Annotated in this window: 33 protein-coding genes and 1 pseudogene; all 34 read left to right on the forward strand. The window is 29.4% G+C overall.

Annotation, left to right across the window (positions count from 1 at the left end; genetic code table 11):
* Positions 1–10: 10 nt before the first annotated feature.
* The 34 genes and pseudogenes from G9F72_RS13930 (at position 11) to G9F72_RS14090 (ending at position 23,064) form a co-directional block, all read left to right on the forward strand.
* Complete coding sequence (locus tag G9F72_RS13930) at positions 11–703, forward strand: HD domain-containing protein (RefSeq protein WP_164955259.1); 693 nt, start codon at positions 11–13, stop codon at positions 701–703.
* 16 nt (positions 704–719) lie between these two features.
* On the forward strand, positions 720–1,514 hold the full coding sequence (locus G9F72_RS13935) for an NAD-dependent epimerase/dehydratase family protein (RefSeq protein ID WP_224676132.1): 795 nt from the start codon (positions 720–722) through the stop codon (positions 1,512–1,514).
* A 204-nt stretch (positions 1,515–1,718) separates the two neighbouring features.
* The gene (locus G9F72_RS13940; protein ID WP_164955261.1) at positions 1,719–2,495 is read left to right on the forward strand and encodes a GNAT family N-acetyltransferase; all 777 of its coding nucleotides are present in this window, start codon (positions 1,719–1,721) and stop codon (positions 2,493–2,495) included.
* 64 nt (positions 2,496–2,559) lie between these two features.
* Positions 2,560–3,093, forward strand: coding sequence for an AAA family ATPase (locus G9F72_RS13945; RefSeq protein ID WP_164955262.1), 534 nt, complete (start codon positions 2,560–2,562; stop codon positions 3,091–3,093).
* Positions 3,080–3,790: an alpha/beta fold hydrolase gene (locus tag G9F72_RS13950; RefSeq protein ID WP_164955263.1), complete on the forward strand. Its 711-nt coding sequence runs from the start codon at positions 3,080–3,082 to the stop codon at positions 3,788–3,790. The genes G9F72_RS13945 and G9F72_RS13950 overlap by 14 nt, the downstream gene beginning before the upstream one ends.
* Positions 3,791–3,878: 88 nt before the next feature.
* Positions 3,879–4,508 carry a class I SAM-dependent methyltransferase gene (locus tag G9F72_RS13955; RefSeq protein ID WP_164955264.1) on the forward strand — a complete coding sequence of 210 codons (630 nt, stop codon included), beginning with the start codon at positions 3,879–3,881 and terminating at the stop codon, positions 4,506–4,508.
* A gap of 42 nt (positions 4,509–4,550) precedes the next feature.
* Positions 4,551–5,057 carry a GNAT family N-acetyltransferase gene (locus G9F72_RS13960; RefSeq protein ID WP_164955265.1) on the forward strand — a complete coding sequence of 169 codons (507 nt, stop codon included), beginning with the start codon at positions 4,551–4,553 and terminating at the stop codon, positions 5,055–5,057.
* Between the two features lie 19 nt (positions 5,058–5,076).
* Positions 5,077–5,202 (forward strand): hypothetical protein, encoded by a 126-nt coding sequence (locus G9F72_RS27430; RefSeq protein ID WP_318010950.1) that lies wholly within the window; start codon positions 5,077–5,079, stop codon positions 5,200–5,202.
* Positions 5,196–5,429 (forward strand): annotated as a pseudogene (locus G9F72_RS27435) (HAD family hydrolase); the annotation flags it as partial. The gene G9F72_RS27430 and the pseudogene G9F72_RS27435, both read left to right, overlap by 7 nt.
* Before the next feature lie 109 nt (positions 5,430–5,538).
* Positions 5,539–5,988 (forward strand): NUDIX hydrolase, encoded by a 450-nt coding sequence (locus G9F72_RS13970; protein ID WP_164955266.1) that lies wholly within the window; start codon positions 5,539–5,541, stop codon positions 5,986–5,988.
* Between the two features lie 191 nt (positions 5,989–6,179).
* Positions 6,180–6,782 carry a class I SAM-dependent methyltransferase gene (locus G9F72_RS13975; RefSeq protein ID WP_164955267.1) on the forward strand — a complete coding sequence of 201 codons (603 nt, stop codon included), beginning with the start codon at positions 6,180–6,182 and terminating at the stop codon, positions 6,780–6,782.
* Between the two features lie 216 nt (positions 6,783–6,998).
* Positions 6,999–7,505 (forward strand): HAD family hydrolase, encoded by a 507-nt coding sequence (locus G9F72_RS13980; RefSeq protein ID WP_164955268.1) that lies wholly within the window; start codon positions 6,999–7,001, stop codon positions 7,503–7,505.
* A gap of 97 nt (positions 7,506–7,602) precedes the next feature.
* Entirely contained in the window at positions 7,603–7,845 is a 243-nt protein-coding gene (locus G9F72_RS13985) for a hypothetical protein (RefSeq protein ID WP_164955269.1), read from the forward strand.
* Positions 7,845–8,891 (forward strand): DUF5700 domain-containing putative Zn-dependent protease, encoded by a 1,047-nt coding sequence (locus G9F72_RS13990; RefSeq protein WP_164955270.1) that lies wholly within the window; start codon positions 7,845–7,847, stop codon positions 8,889–8,891. The genes G9F72_RS13985 and G9F72_RS13990 overlap by 1 nt, the downstream gene beginning before the upstream one ends.
* Positions 8,892–9,023: 132 nt before the next feature.
* Complete coding sequence (locus tag G9F72_RS13995) at positions 9,024–9,161, forward strand: hypothetical protein (protein WP_164955271.1); 138 nt, start codon at positions 9,024–9,026, stop codon at positions 9,159–9,161.
* A gap of 64 nt (positions 9,162–9,225) precedes the next feature.
* Positions 9,226–10,053: an MBL fold metallo-hydrolase gene (locus tag G9F72_RS14000; protein ID WP_164955272.1), complete on the forward strand. Its 828-nt coding sequence runs from the start codon at positions 9,226–9,228 to the stop codon at positions 10,051–10,053.
* Between the two features lie 121 nt (positions 10,054–10,174).
* Positions 10,175–10,834, forward strand: coding sequence for a Type 1 glutamine amidotransferase-like domain-containing protein (locus tag G9F72_RS14005; protein WP_164955273.1), 660 nt, complete (start codon positions 10,175–10,177; stop codon positions 10,832–10,834).
* Between the two features lie 15 nt (positions 10,835–10,849).
* On the forward strand, positions 10,850–11,428 hold the full coding sequence (locus G9F72_RS14010) for a DJ-1/PfpI family protein (protein ID WP_164955274.1): 579 nt from the start codon (positions 10,850–10,852) through the stop codon (positions 11,426–11,428).
* 13 nt (positions 11,429–11,441) lie between these two features.
* Positions 11,442–12,200 carry an XAC2610-related protein gene (locus tag G9F72_RS14015; RefSeq protein ID WP_164955275.1) on the forward strand — a complete coding sequence of 253 codons (759 nt, stop codon included), beginning with the start codon at positions 11,442–11,444 and terminating at the stop codon, positions 12,198–12,200.
* A 57-nt stretch (positions 12,201–12,257) separates the two neighbouring features.
* The gene (locus tag G9F72_RS14020) at positions 12,258–13,262 is read left to right on the forward strand and encodes a GNAT family N-acetyltransferase (RefSeq protein ID WP_164955276.1); all 1,005 of its coding nucleotides are present in this window, start codon (positions 12,258–12,260) and stop codon (positions 13,260–13,262) included.
* Between the two features lie 30 nt (positions 13,263–13,292).
* Positions 13,293–13,913 (forward strand): HD domain-containing protein, encoded by a 621-nt coding sequence (locus tag G9F72_RS14025; protein WP_164955277.1) that lies wholly within the window; start codon positions 13,293–13,295, stop codon positions 13,911–13,913.
* Between the two features lie 62 nt (positions 13,914–13,975).
* Positions 13,976–14,431: a GNAT family N-acetyltransferase gene (locus G9F72_RS14030; RefSeq protein ID WP_164955278.1), complete on the forward strand. Its 456-nt coding sequence runs from the start codon at positions 13,976–13,978 to the stop codon at positions 14,429–14,431.
* A gap of 71 nt (positions 14,432–14,502) precedes the next feature.
* Positions 14,503–15,009 carry a GNAT family N-acetyltransferase gene (locus tag G9F72_RS14035; RefSeq protein ID WP_164955279.1) on the forward strand — a complete coding sequence of 169 codons (507 nt, stop codon included), beginning with the start codon at positions 14,503–14,505 and terminating at the stop codon, positions 15,007–15,009.
* Between the two features lie 226 nt (positions 15,010–15,235).
* On the forward strand, positions 15,236–15,928 hold the full coding sequence (locus G9F72_RS14040) for a zinc dependent phospholipase C family protein (protein WP_164955280.1): 693 nt from the start codon (positions 15,236–15,238) through the stop codon (positions 15,926–15,928).
* Positions 15,918–16,532: a class I SAM-dependent methyltransferase gene (locus G9F72_RS14045; protein WP_164955281.1), complete on the forward strand. Its 615-nt coding sequence runs from the start codon at positions 15,918–15,920 to the stop codon at positions 16,530–16,532. The genes G9F72_RS14040 and G9F72_RS14045 overlap by 11 nt, the downstream gene beginning before the upstream one ends.
* Before the next feature lie 250 nt (positions 16,533–16,782).
* Positions 16,783–17,337 (forward strand): hypothetical protein, encoded by a 555-nt coding sequence (locus tag G9F72_RS14050; protein ID WP_164955282.1) that lies wholly within the window; start codon positions 16,783–16,785, stop codon positions 17,335–17,337.
* A gap of 187 nt (positions 17,338–17,524) precedes the next feature.
* A complete protein-coding gene (locus G9F72_RS14055; protein WP_164955283.1) occupies positions 17,525–18,127 on the forward strand; it encodes a YdcF family protein in 603 nt (200 codons plus the stop codon).
* 78 nt (positions 18,128–18,205) lie between these two features.
* Entirely contained in the window at positions 18,206–18,862 is a 657-nt protein-coding gene (locus tag G9F72_RS14060; RefSeq protein WP_164955284.1) for an AraC family transcriptional regulator, read from the forward strand.
* 39 nt (positions 18,863–18,901) lie between these two features.
* Positions 18,902–19,513 carry an SGNH/GDSL hydrolase family protein gene (locus G9F72_RS14065; RefSeq protein WP_164955285.1) on the forward strand — a complete coding sequence of 204 codons (612 nt, stop codon included), beginning with the start codon at positions 18,902–18,904 and terminating at the stop codon, positions 19,511–19,513.
* A 26-nt stretch (positions 19,514–19,539) separates the two neighbouring features.
* Positions 19,540–20,172 carry a hypothetical protein gene (locus G9F72_RS14070; protein ID WP_164955286.1) on the forward strand — a complete coding sequence of 211 codons (633 nt, stop codon included), beginning with the start codon at positions 19,540–19,542 and terminating at the stop codon, positions 20,170–20,172.
* A 48-nt stretch (positions 20,173–20,220) separates the two neighbouring features.
* Positions 20,221–20,784 carry a GNAT family N-acetyltransferase gene (locus G9F72_RS14075; protein WP_164955287.1) on the forward strand — a complete coding sequence of 188 codons (564 nt, stop codon included), beginning with the start codon at positions 20,221–20,223 and terminating at the stop codon, positions 20,782–20,784.
* A 51-nt stretch (positions 20,785–20,835) separates the two neighbouring features.
* The gene (locus tag G9F72_RS14080; RefSeq protein WP_164955288.1) at positions 20,836–21,747 is read left to right on the forward strand and encodes an aminoglycoside phosphotransferase family protein; all 912 of its coding nucleotides are present in this window, start codon (positions 20,836–20,838) and stop codon (positions 21,745–21,747) included.
* 179 nt (positions 21,748–21,926) lie between these two features.
* A complete protein-coding gene (locus G9F72_RS14085; protein ID WP_224676133.1) occupies positions 21,927–22,505 on the forward strand; it encodes a GNAT family N-acetyltransferase in 579 nt (192 codons plus the stop codon).
* Between the two features lie 37 nt (positions 22,506–22,542).
* Positions 22,543–23,064, forward strand: a complete 522-nt coding sequence (locus G9F72_RS14090) for an AAA family ATPase (RefSeq protein ID WP_164955289.1) — start codon at positions 22,543–22,545, stop codon at positions 23,062–23,064.
* Positions 23,065–23,080: the final 16 nt, after the last annotated feature.

Consider the following 23,080-nt stretch of genomic DNA (forward strand, 5'->3'; position numbering starts at 1 on the left):
GATGATTACTATGGATGAAAATATTTTAGACGAAGGTAAACAATTTCTTCTTTCTTATTTAAAAGATAAGAATATTGATTATGAAGTGAGTCACCCCTGGCGTAAAAGCTGGGAATTTGTTATTTTACACTCCCTTAGAGTTGAGGGTTATGTTAAGAAGATTTTAGATTGTGAGTCTCATGATTTATCCCATGATGAAGTTTTAAATACTCGGTTAGCTGCAATATTACATGATATAGGTAGAATGCATAAAAGAGAGGGACATGCCTTATTAGGAAGAGACATTGTACATGATTGGCTGATAAAAAATCAAACAATAGCTAATGGTATTAAAGATCCCAAGAAATTATTATATTTAATTGAAAAGCACTCAGATAAAGAAGATGATGAATCCGATTATTGCTTGAAAGTATTAAGAGATGCTGATGTGCTAGATGAAATTGGTGTTATGTCAATATTTATGGCTTCTAATTGGATAGATAGAAACAATCCATATTTTTTCAATTTACTTTCTGATAGAGTCAAGACATTCGAAATGAATTTCTGTGAAAATGGATTAAAGTTATTAAACACCGAAAGTGCAAAACTAATTTTGAATGAGAAAATAAAATTTATAACGCTTTTTAATAACCAATTAAACGATGAGTTATATGGAACAGAAATGTTTGACGGAGTTAATATAGCGGATTATTTTGGAGGCTAGCTATAACAATACCATTATGAAAATAATGATTATAGGAGCAAGTGGGTATTTGGGAAATACAATATATAAAAAACTAAAGATGTGTAGTAATGATGATATTTATGGAACTTGTTGCAAATCAAATAATCAGAATCTTTTAAAAATTGATTTATTAAATAGCATAGATATAAATAAATTACTTACATACAAACCTGACGTAATTATTATGAGTATTTATGATTTTGAAAAAGAAATGTCTTTAGCATTAATAGGGATAAATGAGATTGTTAATAGAATTTCTCAAGATACACGCTTAATTTATGTTTCCACTACAGTTGGAAAAGGAAAACAGCAGGTTGAACAAGTAAGTCCTCATATACGTATGCCTGATGAGCATTTATCAAAATATATTAATGGCAAGATTAAAGGAGAAAGTATAGTCGGTAAGCATTCTAATCATGTTATTGTGAGGCCTGGGAATATATACGGCTACGATTATGATAACCAAATGGATTTGAGGATGGAAAAATTACTGCAAGTTTCAAAAACGGGTGAAACATATTCTAGAACAGCTAATATGTATGCAAGTTTTGTTCACGTACAAGATTTGGCAGATGCTATTATTGAGCTTACATATAGCGATTTTAAAGGAATAATTAATATATCAGGAGAAAGACCAGTAAGCCATTATGATTTTAATATGTCTCTAGCAAACCTATTGGATATTGACAACAGCTTTATAATACCTGACTATAACCCAAATGAAATGTATCATAGTTTAAGCAATGATAAAAGAAAGTTAATAATCACCGCATTAATACGAGACATATGATTATTATTAATACTATAGGTATAAGTTTAGTTATTTAACCTCAAGTCTTAAAAACTGTAGAGGCATCTAATAACAATAGCTTGCAGTTCGCTGTGGCAGCCAAGGAGACAAGTTATGTATTCAAGCGTATACTTTTACCTAAATTTAATAAATAGGTTAGAAAGAATTTTAAATGACTATTAATAAGGAATGGAGATGGTAAATATGTTTAGTAAATTTTCAAGAACAGATATTATATATGCAAAGAAATTCTCCGAAAACTATGAAAATAATGAAATTATTAGGTTCTACGATGATAATTTAAAGGACATGTATATGCACAATTTCACATTTATCAAAAAGAGTGTTTGTAAAGATAATTTTAGAAAGATAATATTCGACGAGTTAGAAAAAAGAAAAGTTGAAAACGCAAAGTTCTTAAGAATAGAGTTTAATTTTTCTATTGAGGATGATTTTATTAATAATTTGCCTGTAACTCCAAAAGTAACAAAATATGATTACATGTATATTAATCCTCAAATGTGCGATTATTTAACTGGAAATGAGGAGTGTAACTTAACCAAAGCCTTATCAGAAAAAGTATTAAACGATGGAATAGAAGTTGATATTTTAGCTAATCAATTAGCTATGGGGAGTGAATTTGCACGGAAAAGAATATATAGAAAATCCGAGGTATATAAACAGCACAATTCAAATTTAGATTTATATGTTTGTGATTATAATGGAATATCAATAGGAAAATGTGAATTTATGTTAAATAATGATATTGCTAAAATAGAAGATTTTGATATCATAAAAAACTATCAAAGAAAAGGATTTGGAACTTCTGTAATAAAACACCTATTAGAAGAGGCAAAAAATCAATGTATAGAATTTGTTTATCTTATTACTGATAGTGGAGATTCTGCAAAGGAAATGTATAAAAAATGTGGTTTTAAAAAGGCAGGAGAAAAGACGGAACTATTCTTTGATTTAAGTTAATTCCAATCTTCAATGACTCTGTAAGTCTTATTCTTCTTATGCTGAAGAAAAAGGAGGATTTTCAATGTTTTTACTACAGATGGCTGGTTTTCCTGGCTCAGGAAAATCAACGTTAGCTAAAGAAATTTCAAAATACATAGATGTGGTAGTTATTGATAGAGATGTTATAAAATCTTCAATGATAGAATCCGGAGTTGCATTAAATATTGTTGCTAACGCATCATATAACGTTGTTTTTTCATTATGCAAATATTATTTGAGTCTTAATAAAAATGTAATTATTGATACACCTTGTTATTATAATGATTCATTAGATAATGGTATTAGTATTGCACATGAATATAATGCCGAATACAAATTTATAGAATGTAGAGTGGAGGATTTTGAAGTAGTTAACAATAGATTACGGTCTAGAAAAAGAAGCATTAGTCAAATTGAAGCGGCTGAAAAAAATAGATTTTTAGGGGCAATTGACAAATCAAAACGACCAACTAAAACTAATTACTTAGTTGTTGATAGTTCATTAAAAATAGAATCATATATTGAGAAGGCATTGAACTATATAGAATTAAGAGGTGACTTTTATGAAATTAGATGATAGTAATCAGTTGGATATCGATGATGTAATAATAAACTATCATGAAAAGGGTCAAGGTGATGTTTTAATATTTTTACACGGTAATAATTTGGATAGTGGTATTTTTGTTAATTTATATGATTATTTTTCCGAAAAATATAAAGTTGTAGCTGTTGATAGTAGGGGACACGGATCAAGTGAATCTGGGGAAGTTCCATATTCTATTGGCTTATTTGCAGATGATATCATTACCTTTTGCAGCAAAAAAAAGTTCACGAATATACGTGTTGTTGGGTATAGTGATGGAGCAAATATTGCATTAATGATAGCCAAAAAGTATCCTCAATTGATAGATAAATTAGTTATTATTTCAGGCAATTATAAAGTAGAGGGTATTAAAAAATGGCTTAGAAATATATTAAAGTTCTTGATAATTTTATTAATGCCTTTTTCAAAATACTTTAATCCAGTTAAAATACAAAAATGGAAGTTTGATTTAATGCTAGATGATATGGGTATTTCAGAAATCGATTTAAAGCAAATAATAAAGCCAACACTTGTACTTTCGGCTGAAAATGATCTTATTTATGAGGAACATACCTTTGATATACATAGAAATATTAAAGGCTCTTTTCTTAAAATCATAAAAAAAACTAATCATTCTAATATAATATTTAATAATCAAATTATTAAAATTATAGATGAATTTCTTAATTAATTTAAAAATCGAAGCTGGTAAGTATAAGGACATTCCAATGGAGTTTTAGTAACAAGACAAAATAGAATGGATAGGTGAAAATAATTATATGAATAATTATTGGGACAATGTATGGACAAGTGTCGATGTTAAAGATTATAAAAAATATATAAATTTAAATGATGATTATAAATTTATAGATATTTTTAAGCAACATAAAATTTCGAATATATGTGATGCTGCATGTGTTTTTGGAAAGTATAGTGCTATTTTTAGCAAAAATAATTTCAAAGTTAGTGGTTTTGATATTTCAGAACAATCAATTATTCTCACAAAGAATATGCTTACGACATTGAATCTAGGATTTATGGATTTTTGTGTATGTAGTATAACTGATATAAAATACCGAGATGAATGTTTTGAGGGAGTCATTGCACATGCAGTACTTGACCATCTTAACACTACTGAAGCAATTAAAGCATTAAATGAACTGTTCAGAATAACAAAGAAGAATGGGCTTATATATCTTTCATTTGATGGACTTTCGGATAATGATATTGAAGCATGTCATGAAGTACTAGCAGATGGAAGTTTTAAATACATAGATGGTACTAGAAAAGGTATGATATTTAAATATTATATTAATGAAGAAATAAAAAAATTGATTATGGGGAAAGAAATATTATATTTTAACACAAAGCAAAATGGCGAAAGAGAAGTAATTTTGAGAAAAATATAAGTTGAGCATAAGCAAATATGCAAAAATGATGGAGGGATAGCTATGAAACTAGAATTATTAAGAGCTTGTAGTGAAATGGAAGATCAATATTATGATTTTATTAATGATTGGGAAAAAGATGGAGACGCAATTGTTCCATATGCTGCAAGATTATTAGACATGGATTATAAAACATGGTTGGATCATACATATAAAATTGAAACTGTAAATACTGGTTTTGTTCCTGCACACACATACTTTTTAGTTATAGATAATAAAAAAATTATTGGAGCAGTAAACATTAGACATTATCTAAATGACTACTTATTTAATTTTGGTGGGCATATTGGTTATGGCATTCGTCCCTCAGAGCGAAAAAAAGGATATGCATCATTGATGTTATCTATGGCTTTACCGATAGCAAAGGAACTTGGAATTGATAAGATTTTGATTACTTGTGATAAAAATAATGGAGGTTCAGCTAAAACAATTATAAATAATGGTGGAGTTCTAGAAAATGAAGTTCCTGAAGATGGAGAAATAACTCAAAGATACTGGATAGAGGTTTAACTGTATGAAGGGTGCAATTATGAAAAGAGATAGTATAATTCTTGATTTAGACGGTACTCTATGGGATTCAGTCGATAGTGTTATAGATTCATGGAATGAAACTATAAGTAACTATAGTGAGGTACAAAATAAGTTAATTTTATAGCTTATGAAAGCTCAGGTAGAACTGGATTGACCAAAGGAGAAAATATAAATTTGATAATAGAGAAAAACAGTTTGATCAACCCAATATATATTGGGGACACTGAAGGAGACTTAAAATCTGCAAGATTTGCTGGTATACCATTTATTTATGCCAGGTATGGTTTTGGAGAGGTTAAAGAATATGATTATGTTATTGATAGCTTTGACGAACTTTTAAAGTTGGTGTAAAAAATCAAGTTGGATTTTAACATAGCAGAGATTAGGAAACTGCTTCAAAGCTTTCATAATATGGTTAAGATGGGTAAAAAATTAAAGTAGTATAAAGGGGGTCAAAATTGTGAGACAGCCATTTAATATATTAGTTTTTCCATTTTATAGTGATAGTAATAATAACATAAAATACGCAATATTTAAGAGAAGTGATGGAGATTTCTGGCAAGGAATAGCAGGGGGAGTTGAAGATGAGGAAGGAATGCTTGAAGCTGCAAAAAGAGAAAGTTATGAAGAAGCTAGAATAAAAAGCGATTGTGAATTTATTAATCTTGATTCTATTGCTTCTGTTCCAGCAACGGTATTTGATTGTCATTTATCTTGGGGGCCTAATGTATATGTTGTAAAAGAAACTTCTTTTGGAGTAAGAGTAAATGAGAAAAACTTAGTTATATCAGAAGAGCATACAAGCTTTGAATGGTTTACTTATGAAGAAGCAATACAATTACTAAAATGGGATAGTAATAAAATATCTTTATGGGAACTTAACCAGCGCTTGTTAAAGCCTAAAGTATGATAATACTTATTATAAAGAGCATAAAACATCTGGACAAGCAGATTTTGTGATAAATAGTTGTGGAGATATCTATAAAATACCATCTACCTTGGCTAGATGGTATTTTTTTTAGTGGATATGTGTAAAAATATAACTTATAATCTAATTATAGGTTAGCGACTATAATCTTTAATACACTAAGGAGAATAATTATGACTATTGAAAATCAAAGAGAATACTTTAACAATACATATGAAAAATGGAAAGAAATATCTGATGAAAAAGGTAAGATTATAAATAAAGCTATAAATATTTTAGGTATATCGGAGGGAAATTCCGTTCTTGATGTAGCATCCGGAACAGGAGTAGTATATACAGTTTTAAAGAATATGCGATTAAGTAATTATGTGGCCTTAGATATATCAGAAAATATGTTGAAAGAATTAGAGCACCTATATCCTGGTGCAAAAACTATATGTGATGATTTTGATAAAGATATAGACTTAAAAGAAAACTTTGATTATATTTTAATATTTAATAGCATACCACATTTTAAAAACTTAAATATAGTATTTTCAAATGCTAGGAAACATTTGAAAATTGGAGGAATTTTTGCAATAGTACATTCAAAAACTCGAAGCGAATTAAAAGAACATCATAAAAGAATTGGATATAATTTGGCGAGAGAAGCAATTCCTAGTGATGATACTTTATATGAGCTTGTAAAGCAATATGATTTTAGAGAAGTCATAGTAAGAGATGATGATTTTTTCTATTTTAGTTGTAAAAACTCTACAAGGGGAAATTTCATATAAGTCAAATGTTCTAAGCATTCAATTCATCGTACTAATCCTGAAATTGTTATTAAAGTAATAAATGAAGTTATAAAGGAAACTAACTGAAAATTCGAGATTTTAAAGCAAGTGCATATGACAAGAGTTGTTGCAAGAATTTTCTTGTAATCACCGTCTCCGATGCGTTTGTAGAACGAGATGCTAGTATTAACTTTTTTTGTGTTAGGGGGTATTACTGTGATAAAAGCTATATTATTTGATTGGAACGGAGTTTTGGTTGAACCTAAAGAAGAAATGAGAACAAGAGCAAATTGTATTTATGATAAAATACTAAAAAACACTGCCTCTGAAGGCGAAATCATAGAAATTGTTAAGTGCTTTAAAAAGTATGAACCATTATGGGAATCATTGCCTATATTAAGAAAACACTTTAAAATGTGTGTTGTTAATAATGGTCCTAAAGAAACATTCAAATATTGGGATAAGTATTATGGATACTCTGAATATATGGATTTTGTTAATTCAGAAATTGAAGGTGCTGCGAAACCATTTCCTAAAATATTTGAGATAGCATGTAAAAGATTGAGGGTAAATACTGATGAGGTCATCTATATGGATGATAATTATGGATTCCCGGAAGAAACAAAAAAGTTAAATATGGATTTCATACATTGGGATTCAACCGAAAATGGATTTAAAAAGTTCAAAGAATATTTGAAAAAACATTTAGATATTGATGTATAAGATATTAAAATGATGAAAACAGAAAGGTAACAATTACTTTATTTGTTTTCAATCATAGCAACCAAATTGTAATTCAAGTGACTGGAGGGAATCAATAATGGCTACTAATAAAAAAGAGGTTGAGTGGGCAGACGTAAAAAAGAAATGTAAACTTAATTCTGAAACATTAAGGCAGGCAAAGGAAATGGGGTTAAATCCAAGAAGCCTGATTAAAAATATTCCTAATAAAAGTGAACAATGGAAAGCGCCAGTAAGTGTTTGGATTCAAGATATGTATGAAGAAAGACAAGCAAAAGCAAATAAGAAGAAAGCTCTAAAAGAAGAGAAGGAGAAAGCTTAATGGAGATAAAAGTTAGATATGATACTGTTTCTAAAATGATAGAACTTTGCAGAAAGCACAAGGAGGGAATGCTAAAGAGGACAGAATTAGAAGAATTATTAAATCATGATGATTATAAAGTAGAGTTTGAAAGATATAATCAAAAAGAGCTACCTATGTGTGGTATAAAAAAGGAGGAATTTATAGATTACTTTATGAATTTTTTCAATTTGAGTATTAATGACATAAAAAATGAAAGGTTAAAAATGCATCATGAACAATATACCTTCCTATTTGATAACTTAGATTTTTATGAGCAAGAGATTGAAAAATTAAATAGTTTGAATGTGGATATATTTGAAGAAGGGCTTAAATATACATTTAAGGGATTACCAAGTGAAGTGACTTTTGACAGATTAGACTTTATATTTACTATTAGTATAGGAAACAGTTTTGGCTGGTTTTATGAGCACTACTCACATTTTGATATAATCAACTTTTTTAGTGTATTTGACGTGAACATATTTAGAAATTATATAGGTCACGAAGTCCACCATGTAGGCTTGAATAAATTTATGGAAGAGATATATGAAGGCCATCTATCCCTGGAGGAGCATTTATATTTATTTCTTTCATTTGAGGGTTTAGCAGTAAAATATTGTAATAATGGACAAGGAGTATTAACTAATCCTATATATGATGGAGAGCCTAACATTGGAATGGACAATTTCACTTGGAATTACTTTGAGAATGATTTTGATGAAACGTTCAATAATTTTAAGCTTCAAATAAAGTCTATTAAAGAAGGTAAAATCAAAGATATTAACGAATTAAATGCTATTATTTCAAACTATTGGCTTACATTATACACAGATGAACAGGAGAAGAGTGAAATTCCCAAACTAAAGCATTCTAGAAACTACTATTTTGGCTGCAACATATGGGGCTTAATACATGACGTATATGGAAAAGATATGGTTTATGAAGTAATAAGAGATCCAAAGAAGTTCCCAGAGATATTTGATAAAGCTTTAAAAGAGATAGGAAAAGAAGACCTTTGTATATAACAAGAGGAGGAGATAACTATACCTTATGGTGCTATAGCAGAAATTGATTGCGGTAAGAAAAGTTTTTGCATTTTGGATGCAGCTGTAAGTTAAGTACCTTAAATTACATTAAAAAGAGGAAGGAAGAATAAAGTGAATAAACCACTTGGAATAATTTTCGATTTAGGAGATACGGTATTAGAGTATGAAGAAAATAATCCAAAAAAATGGACAAGAAAACTTCTTGAAATAAGTAATTATCCTAATAATGCAAGTATTATTCAATATTGATAAAATAAATGCATTTATTTTACATCGGACTTTTTACCGAGTATTTAATCAGAAGGAGATATTTATGAAAGTTATAACATTGTTTGAAAACAGAACTATCTCAAAAGAATATAAATGTAAACATGGGTTATCGTTATATATAGAAACATCTCATCATAAGATATTATTCGATACTGGAACAGATCAATCATTTGCCCATAATGCTGGCAAGTTAGGTGTGAACTTGGAAGATATAGACATAGCAGTTATATCACATGGACATTATGATCATGGTGGTGGGTTAGAAACATTTTTAAAACTCAATAGCAAAGCAAAGATTTACATTGGGAGGGGCGCATTTGATAATCATCTGGTAAAAGTGTTTGGGATTATTAAATACAATATAGGGTTGAAAAAAGAATTAATAAATAATAATAGGTTTGTGTTCGTAGATGGACTTATGAAAATAGATGATAAGCTTACTTTATTTGGTGATATTAAAGGTAATAAGCTGCTGCCTAAAGGTAATGATAAGTTATTAAAAGAGTTTAGTAATAAATCCATAAAAAAAGATGATTTTGACCATGAAATAAGCCTGTTGATTAATCATAATAATAAATACAGTTTATTTTGCGGTTGTGCGCACAAAGGTATTGTTAATATAATTGAGAGAACAAGAGATATTATTGATAGTGACTTGAATACAGTAATTGGTGGATTTCATTTAATGAGAATGAATATTAAAAATCCAGATTCTAAAGTATTTTTAAATGATCTTTCAGCCAATCTAATTAGCAGTAATGTCGATAAGTATTATACTTGCCATTGTACTGGGGAACAAGCTTATAGTTATTTATGTAATACCATGAGCAATTTAAATGAGTTAAAAACAGGAATGGTTATTGAAATATAGCTAGCATGGCTTAGAACTTTTTTAATGCTAAAAGCTGTATATAGTCTCTAAATTGGTTTTTAAATTCTTAAATAAATATGTATTTGTACTATATAACAAGTTAGAAAGGGTATGAAGTATTATGAATTTAGTTTTATATAGTAAATTAGAACCTGAAATAAATTTAAATACGCAAAAAAAAATAAATAACGTCTTATTAGAAATGGTGAATAATGATGCCGCAACAGTTGGATTAATTGAACATACCACAGATAAAGAAAATAAATATTATAAAAGAAATGTTGATTTCTACAAGAAATTAGGTATTTATAATATACTGCGTTTTGATCTAGATGAGCGGTATAATCAATTACTTGAAGAAAAATTATTTCAATGCGATATCATTCATTTGCCAGGAGGAAATACATTTTACTTTTTATATATGCTTAAAAAGCGAAACATGATATGCAGGTTGCAAGAGTATGTAAAAAATGGAGGTATAATAGTAGGCGTTAGTGCAGGTGCGCTTGTGGTTTCACCAACTATTCGTAGCGCACAGTTTGGGGATGAAAATGATGTGGGTTTGGATAATTTGTACGCTTTAGGGTTAGTACCTTTTGAAATAATGCCTCATTGGAATAGATGGTCCCACTATTTAACTGACTTACAAAAGTACTCCCTTAAGAACAATGTCATTATTTATACTGTAAGTGATGGTGAGGGGATAATAGTGCAAGAAGATTATGTAAAACTATATGGAGATATTGGAATGATAGAAAATGGAGTTTATAATAAAAAATAGTGAGGTGATAATTAGATGAATAAAATATTGATCTTTATCTTTGATGGAATGACAGATTATGAGATAGCATTTATTGCCCACCTTTTGAATTCAGATGCTGGCAAGGAAATAATCACTATCGCATATAAGTCTAATCCAATTATAGGTAAAACAGGATTTACATATAAACCATCGAAATTGGTCAAGGATGTATTGAACGAAGATGTAGAAGGGCTAATAATTCCTGGTGGATGGTTCGGAGATACTAAACCTGAACTAATTGAATTAATTAATAAATTAAATTCAAAAGGAAAACTAATAGGCGCTATATGTGGTGCCGGAACAGTATTCTTGGCAAAGGCAGGCATACTCGACAATGTTAAATACACTACTCCCGCTGTTGAATGGACTCAGAAACATATTGATGTATTTGGAGAAAAAGACCCATTTCCAAGAAACAATTTTATCTCACAAAGGGTCGTAAGAGATAAAAATATAATAACTGCGCAAGGGATAGCTTTCGTGGATTTTGCAATAGAAATATGTGATTGGTTTAAATTGTTTGATAATCAAGAGGAGCGGAATAATTTTACTAATAATATTAGGGGAGTATAAGGAGCAAATATAAATGAAAATATATAATAGGATTTCTATTGGACTATCCTGTGTTTTAATTGCACTATTATGTTCAAGTTGCAGTAAAAACACAAATCCACAAAGTCAACTGACAGAACCAAAAACTCAACCTGCTAATAATGGCAACGTGGAGGTAAAGAAAAATATATCTACGGAGCCAATATCTGAAAAACCTACTAAATCTTCCATAGAACCATTTATTGTTTTAAAGGATAAAATACATCCATCATTTCCTGAGTACAAATTTAAAGTTTATGGTCAGAAAAAGGACGCTTTATACAGTGCAAGCAAGATTGAAGTGTACAATGAAGTTGAAAAGAAAGTGCAAGAATTAGCGTTCAGTGCTACAAGTACTCCGGATGGTAATCAATTAGGTATAGTAATTGAAGATATGAACTTTGATGGGTATAAGGATATTAGAATACAGCAATTTCTCCCTGCTACGGCGAATGTACCATACTATTATTGGCTATGGGATAAAGAAACATCAAAATTCATAAAAAATAATGAGCTGGAAAAAATCACTTCTCCTGTATTTGATTCTGAGAGCAAATTAATCAAATCAAATGTTAAAGGAAATGCAGGCACATACTATGATTATGAGTATAAATATATTGATAGCAAGCCTACTCTTATTAGAGAGATTGAAAGAATCGCAGATTTAGAAAAAAACCTTTGGCATATAACTATAAAAGAATTAGTTGAAAAAGAAATGAGAGTAACAAAGAAATATGATGAAAAAATCAAATAAAGATGTTATTAGCAAGAGGTAGTGATATATTAATAACTAAAAAGAAGGAGCATTTAAATGGTGCAGATATTCAATGAAAAAAACATATCCTTTGAACTCAGGCAATCACCAATTCCAGAATTCTCATGGCATACGAGTCAGAAGTTGTCAGAAATAGTTAAGTCAAAACATCTACAGTTTGATGTAAGATCCCTTGATGCGGGCAAATACTCTTACCCATATCATTTTCACAGAAATTCTGAGGAGATATTTGTAATTTTATCTGGAAAAGCTACACTTCGAACACCAAGTGAATTTGTGGAACTAAATAAAGGTGATATTGTATTTTTTGAAATTGGACCAGAAGGTGCTCATCAACTTTATAATCATACAGAGGAACCATGTATGTTCATAGATATAGGTACTAATGTTGGCTTAGATGTCTGTGAATATCCTGATTCAGGAAAAATAAATATTTTACCATATCACGAAGTATACCAAAGTAATCGAAAGGTGGATTATTATAAAGGTGAAGATAAAGTAAGTGAAAAATGGCCAGATATAATGAGTGTAAGTAATTTAAATACAGAGAGATTAATATTAATACCAATGTCTTTAGATATAACCAAATCCCTTATGGAAGAGAATACTAAGGTCGTTGAAAAACTCGGACTAAATATGGAGAGCGATTGGCCAACAGAAGATACTAAGGATATTTTACCCATGGTTAAGAGTGCTCTAGAAAAATCAATCATTCCAACTGGATTTGAATGTTGGATGATTGTAAAAAAAGATACTATGAAAATAATAGGAGACATTGGATTTAAAGGACAACCTGATGAAAAAAAGGAGATTGAAGTAGGCTATGGTTTAGTAGAGAAAGAAAGAGGTAAGGGATTTGCAACAGAGGCATTATGTGAAATTTTAGATTGGGCCTTTTCTCAAAGGAATGTAGATGTAATTAAAGCAGATTGTTTAATAAATAATTTGGCATCTATACATGTATTAGAAAAGGTGAGAATGAAAGAAATAAATAGAGACCAGGAATTGATTTATTGGGAGCTTCAGAAAAATTCAAGATAAAAGTTTTTTAAGAAAGTTGAGGAGGGTAAAATGAGAGAAATAAATTTAGGTGTACCTACCATAGAAGAAGCAAAGTTGATTTTAGAAGAAGGAAGTAAATTGAATCCAGGGCCTTGGGTAGAACATTCCTTATTTGTAGGCAAAGCAGCAGAATTAATCGCTAAAGAAGATAAGGAGTTAGATAGGCATATTGCATTATCATTAGGGATGTTACATGATATTGGGAGACGATATGGCGTAACGAGTATGAGGCATAGTATAGATGGGTATAACTTTTCAATGAAGAAAGGGTATGATTTATTAGCGAGAATTTGTATTTCTCATTCTTTCTCTTATAAAAACATAGATGCTGTATTTGGAAAATGGGATTGTTCAGATAAGGAATACAAATTTGTTAAAGAATATTTGGATAATATTGATTTTACAGCGTATGATAAATTGATTCAGTTATGTGACGCATTAGCTTTACCAACAGGATATTGTTTAATGGAAAAAAGAATGCTAGATGTTGCTATGAGACACGGAGTAAATGAGTACACTATTGAAAAATGGAAGGCGATCTTTGAAATAAAGAATTTTTTTGAAGAAAGGATTGGCAAATCTATTTATAGTGTTTTACCCAATGTCGTAGAAAATACGTTTAAATTTTAATATGAAAGTTTGAAAGTTTTTATTTATTCTGAAGACAGTATATATTTAATTTGGAGGGATTTATGAATATTTGCATAGTTGAAAAAAGTATAAAAGAAATTGAACTTATAAAGCCATTGTGGGAGCAACTTAATTGTGTCCACTTTGAAAAATCAATTTATTTTAAAAGTAAATTCGAAAAATTCACCTTTGATAAAAGAGTAAAATCTATTTATGAAAAAGCACAAACTGGTACTATAAAGATAGATATGCTTTGGAATAGTGAAACTGAGAATTATGTAGGATATTGTTTAAGTTCAATTGAAGATAATTTAGGAGAAATAGAATCTATCTTTATCGAAGATCAATATCGTAAATTTCGCTTAGGTGGAAAACTTATGGAGAGTTCTTTGAGTTGGTTTGAGTTAAATGGAATAACAAATATTCAAATTGGTGTAGCATATTCAAACGATGAAGCATTGCCTTTTTATGAACGCTATGGTTTTTATATTGGAAACTATATCTTAAAAAGAAAGTAATGTTTTTATAGTAGTTCTTAATTTAAGTAGACATTAAATATGTAGAATGCATAGCAAAAAGGAGTAAGTATATGTATAAAATTCATTATGCAAATGTAGATGATGCTAGAATATTAGGAGAAATTCATTCGAAATCGTGGAAAGTAGCCTATAAAGGTATTGTTCCTGAAGATATATTAAATAATATGTCTTCAGAAAAAAGACAAAGATATTTTGAAAAGGCATTATCAGAAGGTTGGGAGGAAGATGCTATAATCTTTAAAGAGAATATAGGGGTAGGGCTAATATGTATTGGTAAATGTAGAGATGAGGATAAGGATAATTCTTATGGTGAAATATGGGGTATATATTTATTACCAGAGTATTTTAATAAAGGTATAGGTTCTAAATTAATATACTGGGGATTAAATGAATTAAGAAATAGAAATTATAAAAAAATTACTCTTTGGGTTCTTGAAGAAAACACACCTGCGCGAAAATTTTATGAAAAAATAGGATTTAATCATGACGGTACTGTTAAAGAAATTACTATTGGAAAAAAATTAAAAGAATATCGCTATGTAAAGATTATTGAATAATAATTTTGTGGAATTTATAGGAGAAAATTATGAATAGTAAACTTTTAGAGTCCAATGAAGATTATGAGTTAATCTCATTAACAGAAGATCATCTTCAAGAGCTTTTCAGTTGTAATGCTTAAGGCTGAATGTATGAATAAACACTAGTCACCGATTAATCATATTATAAAAAAACATCTAATATAACAAAAGTTTTTTAAAAAAATTTTAAAATGAGGTGATTTAAATGGCAACCTGGATTGCACATCTAAGAGTAGCAGAAAAGATTTTGAAAAAAGGATATAATTTTGAGCCAACCCCTTTTTTAGTAGGAAACATTGGACCGGATTCTGGTGTACCTAATGAAGATTGGAGTAATTTTAATCCTCCAAAAAAAATTACACATTGGGAGGGGCAAGATAAGAAAATTAATGCTCAAAGTTTTTTTGATAAGTATTTAAATAATAACGTAATAGGAGAAAGTAATGAGCTATTCTCTTTTAAAATAGGGTATTTTGTACATTTATTGACTGATATTGAATGGTCTAAACTATTTGATCAGAAGAAGAGGGAATTTTTATATAAAGAGGGATTAGAAAAGGATCAAAATTTTATTTGGACCATAAAAAAAGATTGGTATGGGCTTGATTTTATATATTTACAAAATAATCCACAGAGTATATTTAATACACTATTTAAAAATATAACCAAAGTCCCAGATTATCTAGATTATTTTCCAGCAGGAGCCTTTGAAGCACAAGTAAAATATATTAATGAATTTTATTTAGGAGAAAATAGTGAAACTAAAGATAATTTTATTTATTTAATAGAGGAAGAAATGGACAACTTTATTTATAGTGCCACAAAAATAATAGATAATATACTTGGTGGACTATTAATAAAGAAATCGTTTAGGAGGCAACTTACCAATGAGTTTTGATAATTATGCTAAAACCTGGGATACTGATAAAAGAATTAATAGAGCAAAGGTAATCTCAAATGAAATAGGAGATTCAATTGAGATTAATGAAAATTATTCTGCAATGGAATTTGGTTGTGGAACAGGTCTTATAAGCTTTAACCTTTATGATAAATTTAAAAGTATTACACTTATAGATTCATCAAAAGGAATGATAGAAATACTTAATTCTAAAATCAATAAATACGGAGTAACTAACATGGTTACTCATCATTTAGATATATCTATTAAAAATTCTTTAGGTATGAAATTTGATGTGATTTATACTTCTATGGTATTGCATCATATTAATGATATTAAAGCTATAATAAACAATTTTCACCAATTGCTTAATAAAGATGGCTATTTGTGTATAGTAGATTTGGATGAAGAAGATGGCAGCTTCCATAAGGGATATCCAGAATTTGATGGTCATAATGGCTTTAATCAAAATGAACTAAAAACTATTTTAATTAATTCTGATTTTAAAGATATAGAATCAAATACTTTCTTTTACGATGATAAAATTGTTAAGGACGAAAAAGTTTGCTATTCTTTGTTTTTGATGAAGGCAAGAAAATATTAGGATGGATTTCAATTATAGAATTTTCTTTAGCATTAGAATAAAAAGCAAGCGATTTTAAATACCGTAGTTGAGTATTTATTAGGATTAAAAACTTTTAAATAAGAAGTTCCTTAAAAAGCAGAAGTGACATATGATAAGAACATAGGTATATATTGCTCAAGTAAAAATAACAATGCATTCAATTTTCATTTACTTAAGATGATAGTGAAAAAATATAAATTAATTCAACATTATACAAGGGGGGAATTGCATGAATGAAAGTGGATTTAATAAATTGTATTGGGGATTTCTATTTATAATGCTGAGTTTTAGAATTCAAGGATTTGATATTTTACCTGATATAGTGGGTTATTTATTTTTTGCTTCCGGCTTTAGCCAGCTTATTTCAAATAGCAAGTATTTTAGCATAGCTGCAAAATACAATATGCCCATGATAATATTGTCCATATTATCAATTTATCAAGCCCCTGCACAAAGTGGAGGTATTAATTTAGGTCTACTAGGGATATTTAGTATACCAATTGCAATCGCTTCCTTTGTGTTGAATCTATTAGTTGTATATAATTTATTTATGGGAATTAATGATATGGCGAAAAAACGAGAACAAACTGATTTAGTTAAAGAGTCTGAAGAGAAATGGAACCAATATAAGCTATTACAGATTGCATCAGTATGTTCATTTATATTGATTTTCATACCTCTATTAGGCGTACTTTATATTATTGCGATTTTAGTAATATCAATTGTACTTACAATAAGCATATTAGGCTTTATGAAAAGATGCACTGAAAGTTTAGGTAATTAAAATATAATACATTTTCATCCACCTTAGCTGGTGGACTTTTTTATATAGAATTGTGTAAATTTATGGGTTATAATCTATATATAGGTTGATACTTGCGCAATGGCAAAGTCATCATCCAAAACAAAAGATAAAAGCTATCTTGAATTTTAGAACGTGAGCAACAGCACACAATTTATAGGGGGATAATATGAAAACAATTGATGATATTACGAATTTTATTTTTCTTGAGAGCAATCCTGAAAAAGCAGATATTATCTTTATACCTGGAGGATCTTATCTTGAATTAGCAGAAAGAGCAGCAGAACTTTGGATTAATGAATATGCGCCACTTATTCTTCCATCAGGTAAATATAGTATTAAACGTGGATACTTTCCCAAACCATTATCGAAATCAGAAATATATAGTGGTACATATAATACGGAATGGGATTTCTTAAAAGATGTTCTAATTAAAAATGGTGTTGATGAAAATACAATTTTAAGAGAAGATAATGCGCAGTTCACATATGAAAATGCAGTCAAATCTCGTGAGATTACTGATAAACTAAATTTACATATAAAAAAAGCAATAATATGTTGTAAATCTTTCCACGCAAGACGTTGCTATATGTACTACCAGTGGGCATATCCAGATACAGAAATAATTATTTGTTCAACTGAAGTACAAGGAATAAACAGGGACAAATGGTTTACTACAAAGAATGGCGTAGAGATAGTAATGGGTGAACTAACTAGATGTGGTTCACAGCTTAAAGATTATATTATGGAATTTACTAAAGATAAGTTGTGATGGAATCAGATTTCTTATAACGTATGGATATCAATAATTATGATAATATTGTTTATGTAAAAGAGAGGTAGTGCTATTATGTCTGAGGAAAATATACTTAACATCTTGAATGGACAGGTGATGTTTGATTACTTTAAACAGAATCATTTTGATAAAAATGGCGTTTATGTGCCTTTTAACGAAGCAATGTGCGTTGGTGAAGCTCAGCCTGATATCTTCTCCAATCAATTTAACGCATGCCGTTGTGAAGCCCATCATGTAACAATAGAGCAATATAATCAATTAACTCTTAAGCCTTTACAAACACTTTTTAAAAATCAATTTACGCGTATTTTCTTATGGTTTGATGATGATATGTTTTGTCAAATTAATCTTCTCACAATCCTTGCTTATTTAGATCAACTTAATTATAAAAACAAAATAACATTCAATTTAGTAAATCGAGAGTTTAAAATAATTGACTGTTTTGAATTTGGTGTACAAGGGTACGATGAAATATATAAACAAGTCATAATTAATAGATGTATGCCTGAAAATATCAATTTATCTATAATGAAAAATGGAATTAGGCTTTATCTTGAATATTTAAAAGAGGAAAATGAAATCACAACATATATCAAGCAACATGAAGATTTACAATTCAATAGCTTACTAACAGATTTATTAATAACATTTCCCGAATATGGGCTAGGAGATACTCAATATATACAACTAATTAAAATGAATAGAAATTAGAATACATGAAACAGCAAAAAATAACAGGAGGAAATAGAAATGAAGAAACAAAAAATATTTGTGATAGGGGATAGTGTGTCAATACATTATGGCCCATATCTTAAGAAACTTATAAATCATAAGTTTAATTATGATAGAAAAAGGGGTATAGAACAAGCGTTAACAGATTTGGACAAACCTATTGGAGCTAATGCAAGAGATAGTGGAATGGTTATGGAGTATTTAACAGCGGAATATATAAAAAATACAAAATACGATATATTGCTTATCAATTGTGGCTTACACGATGCTCGAGTAGATAGAGCTTCAAATAAAATTCAGGTTAAATTGGAAGATTACAAGATGAATTTAACTAAGATAATTGAAATATCAAAATCTATGGCAAATAGGACTATATGGGTTGGATTAACACCGGTTATAGATCAGATTCATAATTCTAGAGAAGAAGGGGTTTTAAGATATAGTAAAGATATTCATGCTTACGATATTGCTGCAAAAGAAATAATGGAGCAGAATAATATACCTTGTATAGATATGTATAGCTTCACTAAGAATTTAGGCATTGATATTTATTCAGATCATGTTCACTTCAAAGAAGAGATTAGGGAACTACAAGCAACACTTATTGCCGATTATTTGAATTGTATCTAAATAATAAAAGTTGAGGAGGGTTAATAATGATACCATCAAAATCAAAGATCCTTATTCTAGTTTTGTCATTTATATTGATATTATTAACTGGTTGTGTACCACCTGAGGCTAAGGTGAAAAAACCGGTGATTTATTTGTATCCAACTTCACAGCAGACCGTAAGTGTAAAATTAGAGTATAAAGGTGAACTTACTTGCACATACCCAGAATATAAAGATGGATGGAAAGTAAACGCTAGGCAAGATGGCACATTAACTAATCTCGCTGATAACAGAGAATACTCATATTTGTATTGGGAAGGAGTTTCTAATAATAAGTGGGATATGTCAAAGGGCTTTGTAGTTGCAGGAACTGAAACAGAAAAATTTCTTCAAGAAAAACTTGAGTATTTGGGATTAACACCAAAAGAATATAACGAATTTATAGTATATTGGCTTCCTGTTATGAAAGATAATAAATACAATCTTATAACTTTTGCTGGAAAAGATTATGAAGATATAGCAAAGCTTAAGATAACTCCAAATCCAGATTCTATATTAAGAATAATGATGGTTTTTAAGCCATTAAATAAATCCATTAAGATAGAAGAACAAAAGCTTAACCAATTCGTTAGAAAAGGATTTGCAGTTGTTGAATGGGGTGGAACTGAATTAAAATAATCTATCAGTGGATTTTAAAATTATTCTAACAGAGAAGGGAGTAACCTAATGATATTTTGCAAAGATGGCGAATTAACTATTCGTAGTTTAGAACGTGATGATAAACACTTAATAGTTAAGTGGCTTTCTGACAACCAAGTTCTTCAATATTATGAGGGAAGGGGAAATCCACATAATGAAAATATGGTAGAAGAAAAATTTTATAGTGAGGATATTTATGAAACAAGATGCATAATCGAGTATTTTCAAACACCAATTGGATATATACAATTTTATCCTATCAGTGAAGAAGATCGGGAAAAGTATGGATATGTAACTTTTCAAGATACTATATTTGGCACAGACCAATTTATTGGAGAAACTAAATATTGGGGACAAGGAATAGGCAAAGTGTTAATGGAATCAATGATTAATTTTTTAATAACAGTAAAAGGAGCAAAAAAGATAATACTAGACCCGCAATCATGGAATCAAAGAGCAATTAAATGTTATGAAAAAAGTGGATTTATAAAAGTTAAACTACTCCCTAATCATGAATTGCATGAAGGTGAATTGAAAGATTGCTGGTTGATGGAGTATGATGCAAAGCATATGTTGAGGTACAATATCTAAAGATAATAGTTAAATAAGGAATCATTATTTATAACTAATTTGGAGGTAACTATGAATATTTTTGAAGATGTTAGTGGGTATTCTCAATGGAGTATAGTTTCTGAAATAGAAAAAGGTTGGTCAAATGATAAAAAATATTATATTCAGGATAAATATGGACAAGAATTTTTACTGAGAGTATCCGATATTTCTGAATTAGAAAAGAAAAGTAGAGAATACGAAAATTTAGGTAAGATTTCAGAATTAAATATAAATATGAGTATGCCTTTAAAATTTGGAGTGTGCGGAAATAATAGCAAAGTTTTCTCATTACTCTCATGGGTTCATGGTGATGATGCTGAAAAAGTATTACCGACTCTTACGAAAGAAGAACAATATGGATTAGGGGTAGAGAGTGGTGAAATTCTAGCTAAAATTCATTCCATTCCAGCACCAGAAGGATTCCCGAACTGGAGTGAAACTTTTAATAGAAAGATAGACAGAAATATAAACAATTACAATAATTGCTATATAAAAATCCCAAATGGAGAAAAAATAATAAAATACATATTAGACAATAGAGATTTATTGAATTCAAGAAAACAATCTATTCAGCATGGCGATTACCATGTTGGAAATTTGCTCGTTAATAAAAATAATAAAATAGGTGTTATAGATTTTAATAGATATGGTTTCGGAGACCCTTGGGAAGAATTTAATAGAATTTCATTTTCACATAGTGTAAGCATACCATTTACTATAGGTCAAATAGAGGGTTACTTTAGTGGCAATGTTCCAAATGATTTTTTCAAATTGTTAGCATTATATATGGGTTCAAACGCTCTTTCTTCAATTTCTTGGGCGATACCATTTGGTGAAAAAGAAGTTAATGTAATGCTTACTAATTCAAATAATATGATGGAATATTATAAGGATTTTAAAACCTTTATTCCAACATGGTTCAAATCATCGAAATGCTATTAATCACATGTTAATTGCAAAATGATATGAAGAATTAAAATTACAATTGAAAGAAAAATATGAATTTGATAGGGATAGTTACACAATTGCAAAATCATCCTTTATCAAAAGTAATACAGAGCAAGCAAGAAAAGAATTCGGAAAACGGTACTAACTCCTTATAAAAATCATTTATAGGGGATATGAAAATATTTATAATGATTACAAATGAATATGATACAACTTTTTATTGTGAAAGGGGTATAAAAATGATAAGGGAAGCAATCGAAAATGATTTAATGGATATTTTAGAAATTTATAATGATGCCATTTTGAATACAACCTCAGTCTATGATTACAAGGCTCACACTATTCACGACAGAGAACACTGGTATGAAAAAAAGAAGCAAGAGGGATACCCCATATTGGTGTATGCCGAAAATAACAAGGTTGTTGGATTTGCAACATTTGGACCATTTAGAGCATGGCCTGCTTATAAGTACTCTGTTGAACACTCTATTTATGTTCATAAAAGGTACAGAAACAAAGGGATAGGAATGCTACTAGCTAAAGGGATAATACGAATTGCTAATGAAAGAGAATTCGCAACCCTGGTGGCTGGAATTGATGAAGCTAATGAAAAAAGTATACAAATGCATGAAAAGATAGGATTCAAGTATTCGGGTACTATAAATAAAGCTGGGTATAAATTTGGCAAATGGCTCAATCTTGCTTTTTATCAATTAGAGCTTAAAGGACCTAAAAACCCAATCGAGAGTTAGAACATAATAGTAAAATAAATGGAGCGGGGTAACAATTATGATAATTTGGATTAATGGAGCATTTGGTTCAGGAAAAACTCAAAGTGCTTATGAATTGCATAGGCGAATTCCAAATTCATTTATATATGATCCGGAAAATATAGGACTTTTTATAAGAAAAAACATACCAAAACAATTAAACAGTGGAGATTTTCAAAATTACACAATGTGGCGTGAGTTTAATTATTCTATGCTAAAATATATTGCAAATAAATATAAGGGTACAATAATAGTCCCAATGACCATAAGCAATCCGCAGTACTTTAACGAAATTGTTGTTCAATTAAGGAATGATGGATTTTTGATAAATCATTTTGTGTTATGTGCTTCAAAGGAAACCTTACTTAAACGGCTAAGAGGCCGTGGTGAAGGGAAAAATTCATGGGCCGCACAACAGATAGATAGTTGTATAAAAGGATTTAGTAACGAAACGTTTAAACAACATATAGATACAGAAGATTTATCTATACAAGGTGTAGTTGAAAAAATAGCATTGTTATCAAATATAACCTTATTATAAATCTTCTACGATAATG

This window comes from Clostridium estertheticum, from assembly GCF_011065935.2.
Classification (GTDB): domain Bacteria; phylum Bacillota; class Clostridia; order Clostridiales; family Clostridiaceae; genus Clostridium_AD; species Clostridium_AD estertheticum_A.

Excerpts from the sequence above, each read along its gene's own strand:
- G9F72_RS13975 (WP_164955267.1), top strand. The coding sequence starts at position 6,180 with ATGACTATTGAAAATCAAAGAGAATACTTTAACAATACATATGAAAAA.
- G9F72_RS14010 (WP_164955274.1), top strand. The coding sequence starts at position 10,850 with ATGAATAAAATATTGATCTTTATCTTTGATGGAATGACAGATTATGAG.
- G9F72_RS27430 (WP_318010950.1), top strand. The coding sequence starts at position 5,077 with ATGAAAAGAGATAGTATAATTCTTGATTTAGACGGTACTCTATGGGAT.
- G9F72_RS14000 (WP_164955272.1), top strand. The coding sequence starts at position 9,226 with ATGAAAGTTATAACATTGTTTGAAAACAGAACTATCTCAAAAGAATAT.
- G9F72_RS14025 (WP_164955277.1), top strand. The coding sequence starts at position 13,293 with ATGAGAGAAATAAATTTAGGTGTACCTACCATAGAAGAAGCAAAGTTG.
- G9F72_RS13940 (WP_164955261.1), top strand. The coding sequence starts at position 1,719 with ATGTTTAGTAAATTTTCAAGAACAGATATTATATATGCAAAGAAATTC.
- G9F72_RS14030 (WP_164955278.1), top strand. The coding sequence starts at position 13,976 with ATGAATATTTGCATAGTTGAAAAAAGTATAAAAGAAATTGAACTTATA.
- G9F72_RS13990 (WP_164955270.1), top strand. The coding sequence starts at position 7,845 with ATGGAGATAAAAGTTAGATATGATACTGTTTCTAAAATGATAGAACTT.
- G9F72_RS14040 (WP_164955280.1), top strand. The coding sequence starts at position 15,236 with ATGGCAACCTGGATTGCACATCTAAGAGTAGCAGAAAAGATTTTGAAA.
- G9F72_RS14055 (WP_164955283.1), top strand. The coding sequence starts at position 17,525 with ATGAAAACAATTGATGATATTACGAATTTTATTTTTCTTGAGAGCAAT.
- G9F72_RS13955 (WP_164955264.1), top strand. The coding sequence starts at position 3,879 with ATGAATAATTATTGGGACAATGTATGGACAAGTGTCGATGTTAAAGAT.
- G9F72_RS14090 (WP_164955289.1), top strand. The coding sequence starts at position 22,543 with ATGATAATTTGGATTAATGGAGCATTTGGTTCAGGAAAAACTCAAAGT.
- G9F72_RS14070 (WP_164955286.1), top strand. The coding sequence starts at position 19,540 with ATGATACCATCAAAATCAAAGATCCTTATTCTAGTTTTGTCATTTATA.
- G9F72_RS13950 (WP_164955263.1), top strand. The coding sequence starts at position 3,080 with ATGAAATTAGATGATAGTAATCAGTTGGATATCGATGATGTAATAATA.
- G9F72_RS13945 (WP_164955262.1), top strand. The coding sequence starts at position 2,560 with ATGTTTTTACTACAGATGGCTGGTTTTCCTGGCTCAGGAAAATCAACG.
- G9F72_RS14005 (WP_164955273.1), top strand. The coding sequence starts at position 10,175 with ATGAATTTAGTTTTATATAGTAAATTAGAACCTGAAATAAATTTAAAT.
- G9F72_RS14080 (WP_164955288.1), top strand. The coding sequence starts at position 20,836 with ATGAATATTTTTGAAGATGTTAGTGGGTATTCTCAATGGAGTATAGTT.
- G9F72_RS13960 (WP_164955265.1), top strand. The coding sequence starts at position 4,551 with ATGAAACTAGAATTATTAAGAGCTTGTAGTGAAATGGAAGATCAATAT.
- G9F72_RS14085 (WP_224676133.1), top strand. The coding sequence starts at position 21,927 with ATGAAAATATTTATAATGATTACAAATGAATATGATACAACTTTTTAT.
- G9F72_RS13985 (WP_164955269.1), top strand. The coding sequence starts at position 7,603 with ATGGCTACTAATAAAAAAGAGGTTGAGTGGGCAGACGTAAAAAAGAAA.
- G9F72_RS14050 (WP_164955282.1), top strand. The coding sequence starts at position 16,783 with ATGAATGAAAGTGGATTTAATAAATTGTATTGGGGATTTCTATTTATA.
- G9F72_RS14060 (WP_164955284.1), top strand. The coding sequence starts at position 18,206 with ATGTCTGAGGAAAATATACTTAACATCTTGAATGGACAGGTGATGTTT.
- G9F72_RS13930 (WP_164955259.1), top strand. The coding sequence starts at position 11 with ATGGATGAAAATATTTTAGACGAAGGTAAACAATTTCTTCTTTCTTAT.
- G9F72_RS14020 (WP_164955276.1), top strand. The coding sequence starts at position 12,258 with ATGGTGCAGATATTCAATGAAAAAAACATATCCTTTGAACTCAGGCAA.
- G9F72_RS14075 (WP_164955287.1), top strand. The coding sequence starts at position 20,221 with ATGATATTTTGCAAAGATGGCGAATTAACTATTCGTAGTTTAGAACGT.
- G9F72_RS13935 (WP_224676132.1), top strand. The coding sequence starts at position 720 with ATGAAAATAATGATTATAGGAGCAAGTGGGTATTTGGGAAATACAATA.
- G9F72_RS14015 (WP_164955275.1), top strand. The coding sequence starts at position 11,442 with ATGAAAATATATAATAGGATTTCTATTGGACTATCCTGTGTTTTAATT.
- G9F72_RS14065 (WP_164955285.1), top strand. The coding sequence starts at position 18,902 with ATGAAGAAACAAAAAATATTTGTGATAGGGGATAGTGTGTCAATACAT.
- G9F72_RS14035 (WP_164955279.1), top strand. The coding sequence starts at position 14,503 with ATGTATAAAATTCATTATGCAAATGTAGATGATGCTAGAATATTAGGA.
- G9F72_RS14045 (WP_164955281.1), top strand. The coding sequence starts at position 15,918 with ATGAGTTTTGATAATTATGCTAAAACCTGGGATACTGATAAAAGAATT.